Here is a 15,060-nt window from a genome sequence, read left to right as displayed (position 1 = left end):
TATAGGAATAATTCGGCCATCTCTCCATTTCACTGCCTCGAATTGAAAACTGAGTCTCGCGATCTGCGCGTATCGTTGGGATCGATTATTTCGGGCGTTCCGTCACCTTGACCAATTTCTCGCCTGCCTCATTCAGCACGATCAGCCCGTTGGAGTTCCGCTCGAAGTAATCCGTTAGTGTTCCCCGAAGGTACGAGTATAGTTCTGACCCGGACTCGTACTCCCAAAGTGAACAAAGTTCGGCGTTCTTCGTCGGTTGGGTATCGGCGATATCGTGGAGCCGACGGACCGCTTTCTCGGAGAGGTCGTGGTATTGAGTGGTAGTGGATTCCCTAGACTCAGCTCCGGAACCAGTGGAGTTCGACGACTCAGTTGGATCTAACGTTGTTGAATCTGGGGTTACTGGGTTGTTCGTCTCGGTCTCTTTGGGTTCGGGATCACCCGAGTCCGATTGACTTGCGTCACTCCCCTTCGAACCGCTCCCTTCTGCGTTCATGCCCGGTAGTCCAGCCTCTTTTTCACGGGCGGCAGTGAGCAGCTGTTTCAGGGTCGTGGGATCGTCCTGGTAGAGCGGGTAGAGCCACCAGAGCTGTTGCAAGTCACTCGGGGAGAGAATCGATCGCTCTCGGACCGTCTGCATACCGCGTTCCCAGGCCTGCTCCGAGAACTGGTTGGCAGTCAACGAGAGCTCACCGAGGAGTGCGTCGGCGACGGTGGGCGTGATTGTTTTGACGATTTCCTCGAGTTTGAGCGGACCGTCGATCGTCTCGACTTCCTCGTCGGCAGCCAGTTCCTCTGCCCAGAGTTCGTTGCCCCGTTGCTTTGCCTTCTCGACGATGTCTGGATCGATGCCAGCCGGTTCGAACGTTGGCTGTTGTGCGATGCGCTCTCCGAGCTCCCGGACCCAGTGGAGTTCCTGCGCGAACTCCTTGCTGTCGACGCCGTCCAAATGTTGTTCCTCAGGTACCGCGACGTAATGGTGAAAGTGCGGCTTCTGGTCGGCGTGACGTCGCAGAATGCGCCCCATTCGCTGAATGAGCTGGAGTTCGGTCTTCGTCCCGGCGACGTTGATGCCGACCTCCGCGTCCGGCACGTCGATGCCCTCATCGAGAAGCTTCGGCGCGATGAGAACGCCGTTGTCCGTGTCTTTGAACTCGTCGATCCGTCTGCGCACGATCTCGTCTTTCTTCTTGTTCGACGCTGCGACCTTGCTGTGAACAGCGTACACGTTTTCACAGACTCCCGAAAGCTGCGTCTCTATCTCCTCCACCATGTCGATGTTCATGGTGAACATCACGAGCTTGATGCCGCTGCCGTCCGCCGTGAGGTACTCTTCGGCGAGTTCGATTGCTGCGTCGAGTTTCGGCCGAGACCGATGCCGGATCATATTCCGGCTCATGATTGCCGCGTGCAGGTCTCCCCAGGAGTCTGGTACTTCATCCCGTTCGATGGAGGCCGCTTTATGGGCTCGGATGAAATCCCCGAGGTCTTCGAATTCGTTGAACGGCACGTCCAGGCTTCGCAACACCCGCTTCGATCGGTCTTCGTACCGGATTCGCTTGAATAGATTCGTGATTCGGTTCGTCTTCTGTTCCCATTCGTCAGCCTCGGACGCCTCGAGAGGTGTGGGGTGAACTGTCCACTCGAACTCGGGAATAATGCCGTCTCTTTGTGCGTCCTCTACAGAATACTGGTAGACGACGTCACCGAGGAGTGATTCTAGCTCCTCGCGTTTCTTCCCACCTTCCCGTCCGAGCGTAGCGGACAGGCCGAGCATCGCGTCAGTTCGGATGTCGTTCAGTGCGGCACCAAATCCGCCCTCGCTCGTGTTCGAGTAGTGGTGGGCTTCGTCACAGATGACGAGGTCGTAGGTCTTGTCCGGTGGTCCTCCGTACCGTGGCTGGAGTGAGTGGATAGTGTGGAACTCGACGGTACCGGTCGAGAAGTTGAGATTCTCGGGCTGTCCGGATCGGTCTGCACCGGCTACGTTCAGCCCAAGTAGATCCCGAATTTCGCGCTCCCACTGGCTGAGGATTGCATTCGAGTGAGCGACGATAGCAATCGATGCGTCCTCTGTTCGGACGTCGCTTCCCCACTCGTCGAAGTCGTGGTTGGGAAGAACGCCACACAGGTGAGCGATTGCTGCGATTCCGGCCACAGTTTTCCCGGTTGCTGTCGCCATCTCGAGCGTCCCCTCTCTACCGGCATCGAGCCATTGATGGAGTCCCTCGCGTTGGTTTCGCCACAGCGAGACCATCAAAACTGGATATTGCAGGGAATCGACCAGGGCTTCGTGGTCGAAGTCGTTGTACTCCTCGAGCGCGTCTTGCAACTCGGTAAGCAGCTCCGCATCCTCGTATAGTTCCTGTTGAACCGCAGTCGCGTAGAGCTCCAGGAGATACAGGGTCCCGTCCCTGCTCATGTGGTCGAGTTCCATTTGGCTCGGGTCCAATCCTTCACGTCGTAGTCGCTTTGTGAGCAGGCGTTCAGCAGACTCCGAGAGAACGGCGAGCTCGTTGTCGCCTCTACTTTTGAGGGTCTTGTTTAGTTCGGCAATATCTTCTCGAAACGCGGCAAATTCAGTGTGATCTGCACGTCCGTTTCGACGCGTATCTTCGTCTAACCGTTGTTCGATGAACTCGGAGAAGCGTCGGTCGTAAGCGTCCCGCATTTGGGGCAAATCTACTGGGTGTAGGGGTCCCACGTATCGCGACGATAGGTGAACGTAGTTCGCCAACTCGCTGTCCATTAACAGGAGCTGTTCCAGGGGGGACTTGCCAGCGAGGCGGTCCGTCTGGTACTCCTCGAAGTCCCGGTAATCCGGACCTATCGGCTCCATTGCAGGAAGGAACTGTTAGCAGGTGCATATTTCTTCCGCCGAAACACACCAGGGCTCCCCGCTATCGTGTCCGCTGATTTGGTCGGCAGGCCACTGTCACTCTCCTTTTCTTAAACTGGGTCCCGAAGTGCCCAGGTGTCGGTTTCCGGGCCCAAATTGCACGGTTCCGCCCCACGCCCGGTCAGAATCCCTGCGTGGAACAGCATCGCCTTCAACTGGAAGACAGTCGGTGAGTGATAGACGTCACCGTCGTGTAACGGCTTTTCACGTAACTCCCCGTCTGGCGTCAATACTCGACTGCGGACGTCTTGGTCACCCCGGATGAACAGTTCCACGGTGAACGACGGATGCTGTACGTGCAGCCACTCGACCAATTCCACCAACGACGGCTCCCGAATCCGGTCGTCGTGCATCTGCTGTAACTCCTCGACGAGCAACTGGGTGGCCGGATAGGCGAAGACGACACGGCGGGCGAGCTGCCCCCATTCCGGAGCGAGATCATAGAATCGCTGGGATTTCCGGTACCAGTTCTCGAATTCGGCGATCCCGGCCTCGACTGAACCGTAACGACTCGTAACGTACCGAATCACCTCGCGGCCGAGCGGCGTCAGTTCCACACGATTCGGTTTCTCCTCGACGAGCCCGAGGAAGACCGCCCCGCGACGTGCGTCCTCGACAGCGCCGACGACCTTGTAGTCTTGGAGGAGTTGGGCGGTATCGCCGTCTGCGTAGTGTGCGAGCGGGTAGCCGAGGTAGTTCTTTGGATGATTCAGGCCGAAGGACTTGTCGACGACGCCCTGCGCGCTCGCTTGGAAGCGGATCGCTGTTACCTCGTCTGACGTCCGGTTGCCGACGATTCGCGGGACTTCTAGTGGTGTGACGCCCCCGCCACGCTCGACCCCGAGAATTCCAACGTTCAGCTCCCGGGCGAGTGTCCGGTCCGTCTGTGTAACGACTGCCCGCGGTGCTGCGAGATACGCCGCGTTCGCCTCGTGGAGTCGGTCGTACGCCTCCAGGATGCCGCGCTGTGTGTCGACGGTTCCGTCCCCGGTGTGGCCCTTCGCTTCGACCGCAATCAGCGGTGGGTCGTCGCCGAATCGTTCGACTGCCAGCAGCTCCGATTCAAGGTTACGAACCCCGACGAGGTCGGGATACCCGCCGCCGACCTGAACGTGATTGAACGGCGCAAGCCGATCCTGGATAGCCGGGTCGATCCGTTCGCCCGATAACCACTCTGTCGTTGAGAACTGCGTGTCTACGACGGCGTACGTGCCCGCTTCGCGCTCCTCGGGGAAGAGGCGTCGCTTGGCGTGCGCGAGGACTTGTGGTTCTGCGAGCTCGTCAGCCGCCGATGCCATATTCGCGATTGTGACAACGCCTTCGTCAACCTGTGGGTGGCCAATTCTGTACTGCTGTACTGCGATTCGGGAAAACCAGACGTTCGTCGACGTGAATTGGCGGCGTATCTACGTTCCGGGCACAGGAATTAGGTACCTTATTCGAAAACAAGCATCGAATTGGTGATATAACTTCAATCTATGTGGTTCTAAACCAATGCCAACCGAATATATCGCTTGAATTGGTGGTGTTTTGGGGACCAACTCCAATTTCTCTCCAATCTATATACGTGGGATCGGCCTGGGGCTGTTTGACGTGAGCCCCAACACAGAAACCGTCGCCTCCCGCATCGACGCCGATTCGAAGGCCCAGTTAGCACTCGCTGCCGAAGAGTGTGGTACCTCGATGTCCGCATACCTGGAATTGGCCATCGAGGACCACATCGAGCGGAACCCGTGGGATCTTCGAGCGCTGGCCTCAAATTCGTCAAGCGGCCTCACCGAGACGGATTGTTCCCAGCAGGACGAGCCGAAGTCGAACTTCATCGAGCAATTGCTGGGGGACTTGGAATAGTGGTGTCCAACGATGTCCCCGCAATCGACGACACTGACAACTTGGAGGACCGACTCGCCGACCTTCTAGACCAGACCACCGAATCGCTCGAACCGACCACTCCCGAGCGAGCGCTGGAACTATATCTCGACGACAAGTCCCGGGACTGTCAGCAGGCGACCGTCGACGCACACCGGTCTCGGCTCGGCTTCTTCGTTGACTGGTGTGAGACCCAGGACATCGATAACCTGAACGACCTCAGCGCGCGGGACCTCCACGAGTTCCGCGTGTGGCGTCGCCAAGACTTGAATACGGTGAGCGAGAAGACACAGATGGACTCCCTGCGGGTATTCATTCAGTGGTGCGAGACGATCGATGCTGTCCAACCGGGCCTGTTCAAGAACGTCGACTCCCCGAGTCTGAACGACGGAGAGAACGCGCGAGACACGGTGCTCCACGCGGACCGCGCCCGAGACGTGTTAGACTACCTCGGGCGCTACGAGTATGCCACGACTGAGCACGTCGCCTGGGTAGTGTTGACTGAGACAGGGATGCGCCTCGGAGCTGCCCGAGCTCTCGACGTCAAAGACTTCCGACCTAACGCTGAGACGGCGCACATAGAGATCTGCCACCGTCCGGAGACTGACACCCCAATCAAGAACAAGGCCCCTGGTGAGCGTCGCGTGGCCGTCAGTTCGGAGGCGTGTGACGTCATCGACGACTACCTCCGGGAGCGGCGACCGGATATCACCGATAACTACGGTCGACAGCCACTGCTCGCGACTACTCACGGCCGGCCGGGCACGTCGACGATTCGGTCCTACGTCTACCGGTGGTCCCGTCCCTGTGCGATCGGGGCGGAGTGCCCACATGATCGGGATCCAGAGAACTGCGAAGCGGTCACGAACGACGATCGGATGGCCAGGTGTCCGTCGAGCGTGACGCCCCATCCGATTCGTCGGGGTTACATCACCCAACTGCTCCGCGCTGGTGTACCGGTCGAAGTAGTCAGCGACCGGTGTAACGTCACGCCCACGATTATCGACCAGCACTACGATGTCCGGTCGGAGGAGGACAAGATGCGGCAACGCCAGGAAGTGCTTGACGACATCACTGGTCGGGGTTCATCCTACACCTGAAGTTCTGTAGCGCCTTGGAGGCCGATTACAGAAACTACCGCCGCAATACTGTCTTCGTCTAGGAGAATTTGCAAAACCACTCCATCATATTTATGACAATATACTGTGTTTCTGGACTATAATGACACGAGTTCTCCACACCGCTGACGTCCACTTGACACCGGACGCCCCGGAACGTCAGGAGGCGCTCAAAACACTCCTTCGGAGAGCCGGAACTAATGACATTGATGTCGTCACTATCGGCGGGGACCTTTTCGACAACCCGGAGGACATGGAACAGCTCCGGACCGACCTACGGAACGACCTGTTCTCCGAACGTTCGTTCGAGATCGTTCTGATACCTGGGAACCACGACGTCGAGGCGTACCGTGGTGACGTCTTCTTCGGCGATGCGTGTACTGTCTTCACTGAGGAACCCTTTGGCCACTGGACCGCACCGGATGGGGACATGCGCATTACTGGACTCCCCTACAGGGAGCAGCCGGACGACGAACTCTTACTGTCGCTACAGGACAGGGAACAGTTCGAGGGAACGGAGGTCCTCCTCCTTCACTGTAGTTTGAATGCCCCCTTCGATGACTACGAAACTGGTGAGGAAGGAACAAGACGATACTTCCCTGTCACGGAAAAACTACTCGCAGAACTAGGGTTCGACTACTATCTGGCCGGCCACTATCACAGTCCACACAAAGTATCGTTCTCCACAGGCGCCGAGTTCACCTATTCGGGAACACCAGCGTCTACGAGCACTTCAGAAACCGGTCAACGGCGCGTGAGCATTCTCGACCCTACTGATGGAATCGGGTTCGAGACGCTGGAGACCCATCACTATGCCTCACGACGGTTTACAGCTGTGCCCGGTGATGAATTGTCTCTACTAGATGACGTTCGAGAGTGGTCTGAGCAACACGCGATTGAATGCGCGGACGCTTCGATCCACGTCGACGGTTTCGTCGAAATGGGGGAAGAAGAGTTCCACGAAGAACTGACCGCGGCAGCTGAGCCAGCAACGGTGACGAACGAGACGCGGAGCGTCGACCACGTCCTATCACATCCGTTGTTCCGGTCGTTCGAGGACGAGATAGAAAAGACAGACTGGGACGACGAGACAAGAGAGAACGTTACCAATCGGACACTCGAAGTATTCAGCCAGTTATCGGCTCGAGGGGAGATCTGAGATGCGCCTCAAAACTGCGGAAATCGACCGCTACGGACCGTTGTACGACTGTCGGCCACCGTGTAATGACGGAATCACTGTCCTCTCGGGGCCGAACGAGGCGGGGAAGACACTGTATCTCGAAGCGTTACTCCAACTTCTTGAACATGACATAGCGGACATAATGGATCCCTCTCCCCGCGTGAGCGAACCGCCTACTGGCCGTGTCGTCGTCGAAAACGGTGGTGACCAGTACGAATGCGATGGAACCACGTCACTCTGTGATATCTCCGCGATCGAACCGTCGCACCTGCAGAGCGTGTTCGTCGTTCGAGATAGCGACCTCAAACTCCCCAGCTACCAGGGGTACTACACGTCTCTCATCGAGAAACTCGGGGACATCCACACGACGGAGATTAATGCGATTCAGTCGGAATTGATAGACAGGGGGCGGCTCACTGAGACACGCCTCAACATCTCCAGCGACCAATCTTATAACAACGCAGGGGGTGTCCGTGATTCGGCCGAAGACCTAGCCGACGACATTCGGGACTACACGCTGAAAATCGACGAGGAAAGTCTGGACGAATTGGATGCCAGCCGACTACGGCTCAAGCGGGAACTTCGAGAGACGGAGGAACAACTCGCCACACAGGAAGAAGCGAAGACCGTTGCCGAATACGATCGTCTCTCGGACCAGCTCGAGACGTACCGAGTTACTAGTAGCAAGCTCACCGACCTCGAGGCATTCGACCGGGACACCCTAGAGGACCTCCGTGAGTTACGAAACGATATTGCTCGTGACCGCGGTACTCTGCAGGACCTCACCTCTGACATCCAAGCGAAGGAAACGGAAGTTGAGGAAGCGGTAGAGACGCTGGAAGACCTCGAAACCCGAAAGACGGAATTAGAACGACGGGAGTCGGCGGTTGATGACGTACGTTCCGCTATTGAGACATACCGAAATCGAAATGACGACGCAGCCAGTGCTGAGCGGAAACTCACACTAACGAAATATGCTACAGGGACTGGGATGCTTGCCGCAGGCGGTGTAGGTATTGCTGGAGCAATTACGGGATCGCTCCCCGTGTTAGGGTTCGGCGTCCTCCTCCTCGTCACAGCTATCGCAAGTGGTGTCGCCTACAACCGTTCAAATAATCGTCTCACGGCCGTCGAAACCGCACGTGAGTCGGTGCTTCAGTCGGCTCGAGATGCGGGTTTCGGCGTCGAGAGCGTCGAGGAGGTTGCACCGGCTATCGAGTCCTACGACAGCAAGCTCTCACAAGTCCAGGAGCGAGCAACTAGAACGGACCAACAGCGCGAGAATGCCGAGCAAGATCTTGAGAATCTCCGTAGCGATCAATCCGAATTGCAGTCGCAGATTGACGAGCAAGAGAGCAGACTCGAGGAACTGTTAGAGGCTACTGCCGTGGCTACGATTGACGAGTACGAAGAACGCGTCGAAACCCGGGAAGATCTAGAGCCAGACCGTCAAGCCGCCTGGCAAAGTCTCGTGGATCGTTTCGGTGAACTCGATGTGGACAATCCTTCCGAGAAGGCGGCCGCGTGGGAGCAAGAACTGGAGAGTTTGGTAGCTGATGTCGACGAAGCTGAGATAGATGCTGAAATCTATGATGAGACTGACTTACAAAATCTCGAAGCTGAGGCCGACCGTCTGACGGGTGAAATTGAAGATCTCGAGGCCCGGCTTGCGGAACACGACCGCAAGTTGGACGGTTTTGACCAGCGTGCTCGGAACCTGACGACTCAGCCGTTTATCGACGGGCCCCTCGAACTGGGCACTCACTCCAAAGAAGGCCTAAAATCGCTTGCAGCCGAGTTAAAGACGGTCGTCAACCAAATCGAAAGAGACGCTGAATTATCACGCAAAGCGCTAGAGATATTCAACAAGGTCAAGGCTCAAGAGGAGCAGAAACTGGAAGACTTGTTCGACCCTGACGGCCTGGCCTCTCAAACGTTCGAAACACTAACTGGCGGTCGTTATACCGGTGTTGCATACGACGCAGACTCACACGAAATCGTTGTAGAGAGCAGTGACGGCCGAACGCTCACGCCCGATGTGTTGAGCCACGGTACGAAGGACCAGCTGTACTTCTCCACCCGCGTGTCGCTGGCTCAACAGCTCCTCGGCAACGAACCTGGATTTCTTCTGCTCGATGATCCCTTCCTCGCGGCAGACCCAGATCGGCTCGACCAGGGTTTCAAAACTCTCCAGCGACTCGCCAACAACGGATGGCAGATTCTCTATCTCACTGCCAAGCAGGAGGTCCGTGACACTATGGTCGACGAGTACGGACTTGAGCACGTCAAAATAGATTCGCTATCGTAGAGACCCCCTTAGGCAGAATGTCCCTGGGAGGTAGCTACGAGTCTGATTTTGCTCTTTCACCCTCTCAATCCTGACCCCACACTCAGAGATTGTCCAGATACTGGCGCCGCTGCTCCATTTTCTCCTTCTGTGAGCGCTGGTCGTAGTGCTGGTCGATGACGTCCGTGGTCACGTTTGCGCGGTCGCTGACCGCGGTCTCTGGGACGTCACTGTGGAGGTAGTGAGTGATGGCGCCGCGGCGGAACGGGTGGGGGCTGACGCTCGACGGACACTTCGCTGCCTCGGCGTCGACCGTTGCTTCACAGTCATCTGGACTGCGGTCGTGGGGGCATTCTTGCCCGTACTCGCACGGCCGAGTCACCTGATAACAAAAGCGGCGGACCGTACTTTTCGATACGCGACCGTATGCCGTCGCGAGCAGCGGCCGTCTCCCGTAGTCGTCAGTCATCGTCGGTCGCTGCTCCCGAAGCCAGTCGTCGAGCACGAGACAGACCTCACCGGAGAGTGCGATGATGCGTTCGCCGCGCTGTTTGTTCTTGAGCGGCGTGTCGGTCTCTGGCCTGTGTCGGAGCCGAAGTGATTGCTCCTCGGGGTCGTAGTCTTCGACGTCAATTGCTCGGGCTGCGCCCATCCGAATCATCGTGTGCCAGAGGATGGTTGCGGTGACGTGTCGGATCGAGGCGTACGCGTAGCGTTCGAGGTGGGCGAGCACCGATTCTGCGTCCTCGACGTCCAGCATGACGTCGCGGCTGTTCTCTCGGGGTGTGACGTCCGGTGAGCGAACCTTCAGGTGAAGGTCCTGCTCGACGGCGTCGACCGATTCCAGCCATTTCACGAAGACGCGGATAGTGTCCATCTGGGTTTTCTCGCTGACCTTGGTGAGGTCGCCGACGTTGCGCCGCCAGAGCCGGAACTCCTGGAGACGCCGGCCCGTCAGCTCGTTGAGATTCTCGATGTCGCGTTCGTCGCACCACCGGACGAAGAAGCCCAGTCGCGACTTGTGCGAGTACACTGTCGCGTCCGCGACCGCTGTTTCTTTCTCCGCGATGTACAATTCGAGCGCGGTTTCGGGGTCGATTGGTTCGAGTTCCATGGTTCGCTCAGTTGCGAACCACACGATAGCGATTTCTCCCTTTGGGGCCGTGAATCGCCAATTTTTCGGCTTTAAGCCTTATAGCCCTTCGCGCCCGCTTCTCAGAGAACTCTCACCGGACAGCGACGCGCGTGTCGCTGGCCACGAACCGACGAATAGCGACGACTTCTGGCGTACTTGACCGGACCTTCTCGCCTTACGCGCTGACCTGCTCCCCATCCTCGGGAACGTGAACGTCCTCCGTCGCCGACCGGAGTTCGTCACGGGTGAGCAAGCAGTGGTTGATTGCTTCCATGTGAACGACGACGACCGTAGCGTCGGTCGCCTCGCGGACGGCGGCGACGTCCGCGACGCCCATCGTGATGGGGTCGCCCTGTTCGAACTGTGCTTCACCGCCGTTCAGCACGACCATATCCGGACTGAACCGGTCGAGCGTTTTCTCGACTGGCTCGTACCAAACCGTGTCGCCAGCGACGTACACCGTCTCGTCGCCCTCGAACACGAACCCGGAAACGGGAGCCATCTCCTCGGCTAGTTCACCGTGCCCGTGGCGGCCGGGCGTCCGGTGAATGGCGACGCCCTCGAAGGCGGTTTCGTCGTCGACGGGGCGAACGTCGGTGAAGCCTTCGTCGGCGAAGGCGTCTGCCTCTTCGGGCTGACAGAACAGCGGCACATCGGCGTCGACTTCGTCGCTGGCCGCCTCGCCCCAGTGGTCGGGGTGGCGGTGAGTGACGACGACGGCGTCGTAGGACAGGTCGACGTCGGGCAGCGGGACGAGCGGGTTCCGGCGGTCGTTCGGCGTGTTCGGCACGGGCGGATTCTCACCGGGTGACGCGAACATCGGGTCGACGAGGAACGTCGTGTCACCGACGTCCACGAGGGCGGTGGCGTTGCGAATCAACTGCACGCTGGCGTCGGTTGCCGTCGACATACGAAAACGCCTACGAGGGCTGTCGGGATGGGAGTTCCGTCGACGCATTCCGACCCGCACGGCGTTCGACGCCTACACTGTGAGGTGCACTGATACTCCCCCTCGATGGGCGGTTTCTGGTCCCTCGTCAGCCCGCGTATACGTCCTCGACGGCGCCGACGACTGGTTCGATTGGCTCGTCGCGGTCGAGCGTGACGAACAGGCCTTCGTCGTCGAAGTAGACGCGGACGAGCGTGAAGGCGTCGAGGCTGGTGGCGTGATAGCGGACGTCGCTGGCGAGCGGGAACAGCCGGTCGGTGAAGAAGTCGGTCTCGGTGAAGTCGATGTGGACGTAGGAGTGAATCTCCTCGAAGTGGTCCAGCATGTGGGATTCGTCGTCGTAGAACGAGAGCGTGACGTCGTCGACGTACAGTAACGCGAAGTCGTCGGCGGTGAATTCGACGAACGACCGTAGCGTCCCGTCGACGGTGTCTTCGACCGCGCGCTGCATCGCTTCGGCGTCCAGCGAGGTGAGCCCCGGGGCGTTCGAGACCGGCATGTGGGTCAGTTTACTGATTGCCGGGAGGTGGCTTGTGAAGGTTTCGCCGAGCGCGGGGCCGTGGCGCGCCGACTTACGGCTGGTCCACGGTCTCGTCGCGGTCGTCGTCGGCCGGGGCGACGCCCATCGCGGCGAGTTCGTCGTCGTCCAGTTCGATGGCGTCGTTCCCCGAGCCGTCCGCCATGCCCGTCGTCATGAGGATGCGGATGGCGGCGCGGACGCTGAGGTCGGCGTCGTAGACGCGGCTCTCCGGGACCATCAGGAGCGCGCCCTGCGTGGGGTTGGGGCTGCCCGGCACGAAGACGTTGTGCGCGGGTTCGCCGGCCACGTCGCCGACGCCGCCCGGGCTCTCGCCGGTCTTCAGGCCGAGCCGGTAGAGGCCGTCGCGCTCGTACTCGACGTACACCGCGGACTCGAAGTCCGAACTCCGCGTCGAGACTGAGTTCGCCATCTGCTTGACGCTGCCGTAGATGGTGCGGAAGACCGGGACGAAGTTGACGAGGCGGCCGGTTCGCCCGAACACGCGCCGCCCCACGGGTCGTTTGGCGAACGCGCCGAGCACGGTGACTGCGACGAGCAACACCGCGAGCGCGACCAGCTGCGCGAGCAGGTAGTTGTCGGCGGTGTACCTGGCGAGTCGGGTTCCCTCGACGATTGGCTGCATCTGGCCGGCCAGCAGGTTCGTGACGAATCGGAGGATGACGAGCGTCGCGACCAGCGGTGCCACCAGCACCACTCCCGCCAGAAAACTGCTCTTCAGAGATTCCTTGAGCCGCATATCCCGAACGGGCGCGCTGCGGAGAAAAGTGTGGCGGTGGGGTGCGTTCGTGTCACCAGAGAGACTACATGTCAAAGTTTATGTCGGTGGGGTAAGATTATCAGCCGAACACGAATGCGAGGGGAGGGGCCTACCGATGATTCGACACACGTTCTCGTCACTGGGGCTGACGCGACGGCCGCCGACGCGGGCGTCCCGCCGTCGTCGAACGTTCTCGGCGTCACCTACGAGACTGCCGCGGAAGCGTGGCTCGGAGAGTTCCAGACCGGTCCGGAGCGCGCCGCCGTCGTGAGTGTTGGGGAGCACTCGCGGGCGGCCGCCGCCACGACGCCGGACACCGGCGCTAGCGCGGCCACCGACATCGCCGCTGCGGCGATGGGTGCCGTCGAGACCGTCTCCGAGGTCGAGGACGTCGCGGGCGTCGGCGTACTCGTCAACGACTACGTGTCGACGTGGGACGGCGAGACGACCGTCTACGTCGACGACTTCTCGGTGCTACTCGGCGAGACGTCCACCGAGACCGCGTTCCGGTTCGCGCACGCGCTGACGTCGTGTGCGGCCGCGAACGACGCCCACGTCGTCGCTGGCCTCGACACCGCCGACCAGCCGGCACACGTCGCGGCGACGTTCTCGGAACTGTTCGACGACGTCTGCGAGGCTTAGACCCAGTCCTCGCGGCGGAAATATGCCATCAGTATCAGTGCCATCGCCCCCATGCCGACCATCACCGCCGGGTAGCCGTACTGCCACGCTAACTCGGGCATGTACTCGAAATTCATGCCGTAGACGCCCGCGACGAACGTCAACGGGAGGATGACGGTGGCGACGACGGTGAGCTTCTTCATCGCGTCGTTGGTGGACATCGACAGCGCGTTCAGGTAGATGTCGCGCGCGCCGCTGGTTAAATCGCGGTACGTCTCCACGAGGTCGACGAGCTGGACGAGGTGGTCGTAGACGTCCCGGTAGTACTTCTCGGCGTCCTCGCCGATTTGCTCGGGGTCGCCGCGCGCGAGCACGCCGACGGCCTCCCGCGTCGGCCACAGCAGCCGCCGCACCGACAGCAGGTCGCGGCGCAGGTCGTTGATGCGTTCGAGGACGTCCTCGCCGGCGGCGTCCACGACCTCGTCCTCGACCACTTCGATGTCGTCCTCGATGTCGTCAAGAATCGAGAAGTAGTCGTCGACGACGCGGTCGAGACAGCGGTACGCGGTGAAGTCCGCGCCCCGGGAGGCGAGCCGCGGCTCCTCGCGGTGGACGCGCTCCCAGACGTCGTCCAGGGCCTCGATGCGCTCGGGCTCGACGGTGACGAGCCAGTCGTCGCCGAGGAAGAGCCCGACCTGTTGGACGTGGAGTTCCTCGGCGAACGCGACGTCGCCGCGCTGGAGGGTCGCCGCCTTCACGAGGACGAACGTGTGTTCGTCGAACTCCTCGACCTTCGGGCGCACGTCCCCGCGCACGTCCTCGACCTCCAGCGCGTGGATGTCGTAGGCGTCGGCGACGCTGTCGAGTTCCTCGTCGGTCGGGTCGGTCACGCGCACCCACGTCGTCCCCTCGGCGTCCCGCGCGGCTTCGAGGTCGGTCCACTCCGCGAGGCCGTCGGCCGCGTAGACGACGCAGTCGATGGTCACGCCGCCACCTCCTGGCCAGCGGTGATGCTTAACAGCGTGATGCCGACGATGAGCGCGGTGATGCTGAACGCCCGCCCCGGGTACGGGGCGGCGGTGCCGACGACGTAGCCCGCGATACCGGCGGCAGTCACGGCGACGCCGGCCGCTCGCAGCCAGTGCATGCTCTTGTGCTCGCGGCCGGCCACCAAAAGTACCCCTCCCGGACTACTCGACGCGCTCGCCCTGGTAGCTGCCGTCGTAGGTGTCGGCGTGCTCGGCGTCGGCGAGGACGAGTTGGGCGACGCGCGCGCCACGTTCGAGTTCGACCTCGTGGTGGACCTGCAACAATCCCTCGCCCTTCCCGGTGTAGCCGGCGTCCCAGACCGCGGTGTTGAGCATGCAGGAGTTGCGCATCAGCGACGACCGCGGGTAGAGGAAGCCGACGTGGTCCTCGGGGATGGCGATGGTCTCGGCGTACTGGAGGATGTAGCCGCCCGGGGTGAGCGTGAACGTCTCCGCGTCGTCGCTGGGTTCGACCGGCTGGCGGTCGCCGATGGTCTTGCCCTCGGTGCCGATGCGGCCGGGTTCGCGCTGTTCGAGGACGGCTTCGGCGGTGAGGTCGACGCCGTTGGGCTGGACCTGTGCTTCCGTGACCGGCTCGACGTGGTCGGCGACGAACGCGCCGCTCTCGTACATGGCGTTGGAGTCGCGCTCGCAGTCCTATGCTCTGTCGGTCGAC

14 protein-coding genes are annotated in these 15,060 nt (G+C 60.4%); 5 read left to right on the top strand and 9 right to left on the bottom strand.

Annotated features, from left to right (window positions below):
• Window positions 1–85: 85 nt before the first annotated feature.
• Together LPA44_RS09640 and LPA44_RS09635 are read right to left on the bottom strand one after the other, a co-directional pair.
• Window positions 86–2,839 carry a DUF5797 family protein gene (locus LPA44_RS09640; RefSeq protein ID WP_230889377.1) on the bottom strand — a complete coding sequence of 918 codons (2,754 nt, stop codon included), beginning with the start codon at window positions 2,837–2,839 and terminating at the stop codon, window positions 86–88.
• A gap of 110 nt (window positions 2,840–2,949) precedes the next feature.
• Window positions 2,950–4,197: a hypothetical protein gene (locus LPA44_RS09635; RefSeq protein ID WP_230889376.1), complete on the bottom strand. Its 1,248-nt coding sequence runs from the start codon at window positions 4,195–4,197 to the stop codon at window positions 2,950–2,952.
• Window positions 4,198–4,492: 295 nt separating this feature from the next.
• Here LPA44_RS09635 and LPA44_RS09630 point away from each other — a divergent pair, with 295 nt between their 5' ends.
• From LPA44_RS09630 to LPA44_RS09615, 4 genes are all read left to right on the top strand, one after another.
• Window positions 4,493–4,750 carry a hypothetical protein gene (locus tag LPA44_RS09630; RefSeq protein WP_230889375.1) on the top strand — a complete coding sequence of 86 codons (258 nt, stop codon included), beginning with the start codon at window positions 4,493–4,495 and terminating at the stop codon, window positions 4,748–4,750.
• A gap of 2 nt (window positions 4,751–4,752) precedes the next feature.
• Entirely contained in the window at window positions 4,753–5,868 is a 1,116-nt protein-coding gene (locus LPA44_RS09625) for a tyrosine-type recombinase/integrase (RefSeq protein WP_230889374.1), read from the top strand.
• 121 nt (window positions 5,869–5,989) lie between these two features.
• Window positions 5,990–7,045: a metallophosphoesterase family protein gene (locus LPA44_RS09620; protein WP_230889373.1), complete on the top strand. Its 1,056-nt coding sequence runs from the start codon at window positions 5,990–5,992 to the stop codon at window positions 7,043–7,045.
• A 1-nt stretch (window position 7,046) separates the two neighbouring features.
• Complete coding sequence (locus LPA44_RS09615) at window positions 7,047–9,374, top strand: ATP-binding protein (protein ID WP_230889372.1); 2,328 nt, start codon at window positions 7,047–7,049, stop codon at window positions 9,372–9,374.
• Between the two features lie 82 nt (window positions 9,375–9,456).
• On the opposite strand, the gene LPA44_RS09610 is transcribed toward LPA44_RS09615, so the two are convergent.
• The 4 genes from LPA44_RS09610 to LPA44_RS09595 form a co-directional block, all read right to left on the bottom strand.
• Window positions 9,457–10,467, bottom strand: a complete 1,011-nt coding sequence (locus LPA44_RS09610) for a tyrosine-type recombinase/integrase (protein ID WP_230889371.1) — start codon at window positions 10,465–10,467, stop codon at window positions 9,457–9,459.
• A 196-nt stretch (window positions 10,468–10,663) separates the two neighbouring features.
• Entirely contained in the window at window positions 10,664–11,398 is a 735-nt protein-coding gene (locus LPA44_RS09605) for an MBL fold metallo-hydrolase (RefSeq protein ID WP_230889370.1), read from the bottom strand.
• Between the two features lie 127 nt (window positions 11,399–11,525).
• Window positions 11,526–11,936, bottom strand: a complete 411-nt coding sequence (locus LPA44_RS09600) for a hypothetical protein (RefSeq protein ID WP_230889369.1) — start codon at window positions 11,934–11,936, stop codon at window positions 11,526–11,528.
• Window positions 11,937–12,009: 73 nt separating this feature from the next.
• Entirely contained in the window at window positions 12,010–12,714 is a 705-nt protein-coding gene (locus tag LPA44_RS09595; protein WP_230889368.1) for a DUF502 domain-containing protein, read from the bottom strand.
• Between the two features lie 114 nt (window positions 12,715–12,828).
• Here LPA44_RS09595 and LPA44_RS09590 point away from each other — a divergent pair, with 114 nt between their 5' ends.
• Window positions 12,829–13,377 carry a DUF7504 family protein gene (locus LPA44_RS09590; protein WP_230889367.1) on the top strand — a complete coding sequence of 183 codons (549 nt, stop codon included), beginning with the start codon at window positions 12,829–12,831 and terminating at the stop codon, window positions 13,375–13,377.
• On the opposite strand, the gene corA is transcribed toward LPA44_RS09590, so the two are convergent.
• Genes corA through LPA44_RS09575 form a run of 3 tightly spaced genes read right to left on the bottom strand, consistent with a single transcriptional unit; the run spans window position 13,374 to window position 15,017 of the window.
• A complete protein-coding gene (corA, locus tag LPA44_RS09585) occupies window positions 13,374–14,342 on the bottom strand; it encodes a magnesium/cobalt transporter CorA (protein WP_230889366.1) in 969 nt (322 codons plus the stop codon). The genes LPA44_RS09590 and corA overlap by 4 nt on opposite strands.
• Entirely contained in the window at window positions 14,339–14,503 is a 165-nt protein-coding gene (locus LPA44_RS09580) for a hypothetical protein (protein ID WP_230889365.1), read from the bottom strand. The genes corA and LPA44_RS09580 overlap by 4 nt, the downstream gene beginning before the upstream one ends.
• A 43-nt stretch (window positions 14,504–14,546) precedes the next feature.
• The gene (locus LPA44_RS09575; protein ID WP_230889364.1) at window positions 14,547–15,017 is read right to left on the bottom strand and encodes a deoxyuridine 5'-triphosphate nucleotidohydrolase; all 471 of its coding nucleotides are present in this window, start codon (window positions 15,015–15,017) and stop codon (window positions 14,547–14,549) included.
• Window positions 15,018–15,060 lie beyond the last annotated feature (43 nt).

This window comes from Halobacterium sp. KA-4, from assembly GCF_021028995.1.
Classification (GTDB): Archaea; Halobacteriota; Halobacteria; order Halobacteriales; family Halobacteriaceae; genus Halobacterium.
This window is presented reverse-complemented; position numbering and strand designations above follow the sequence as displayed.

Coding starts and splice junctions, on each gene's coding strand:
- LPA44_RS09640 (WP_230889377.1), bottom strand. CDS start 2,839: ATGGAGCCGATAGGTCCGGATTACCGGGACTTCGAGGAGTACCAGACG.
- LPA44_RS09635 (WP_230889376.1), bottom strand. CDS start 4,197: ATGGCATCGGCGGCTGACGAGCTCGCAGAACCACAAGTCCTCGCGCAC.
- LPA44_RS09620 (WP_230889373.1), top strand. CDS start 5,990: ATGACACGAGTTCTCCACACCGCTGACGTCCACTTGACACCGGACGCC.
- LPA44_RS09615 (WP_230889372.1), top strand. CDS start 7,047: ATGCGCCTCAAAACTGCGGAAATCGACCGCTACGGACCGTTGTACGAC.
- LPA44_RS09610 (WP_230889371.1), bottom strand. CDS start 10,467: ATGGAACTCGAACCAATCGACCCCGAAACCGCGCTCGAATTGTACATC.
- LPA44_RS09605 (WP_230889370.1), bottom strand. CDS start 11,398: ATGTCGACGGCAACCGACGCCAGCGTGCAGTTGATTCGCAACGCCACC.
- LPA44_RS09600 (WP_230889369.1), bottom strand. CDS start 11,936: ATGCCGGTCTCGAACGCCCCGGGGCTCACCTCGCTGGACGCCGAAGCG.
- LPA44_RS09595 (WP_230889368.1), bottom strand. CDS start 12,714: ATGCGGCTCAAGGAATCTCTGAAGAGCAGTTTTCTGGCGGGAGTGGTG.
- LPA44_RS09590 (WP_230889367.1), top strand. CDS start 12,829: ATGCGAGGGGAGGGGCCTACCGATGATTCGACACACGTTCTCGTCACT.
- LPA44_RS09580 (WP_230889365.1), bottom strand. CDS start 14,503: ATGCACTGGCTGCGAGCGGCCGGCGTCGCCGTGACTGCCGCCGGTATC.
- LPA44_RS09575 (WP_230889364.1), bottom strand. CDS start 15,017: ATGTACGAGAGCGGCGCGTTCGTCGCCGACCACGTCGAGCCGGTCACG.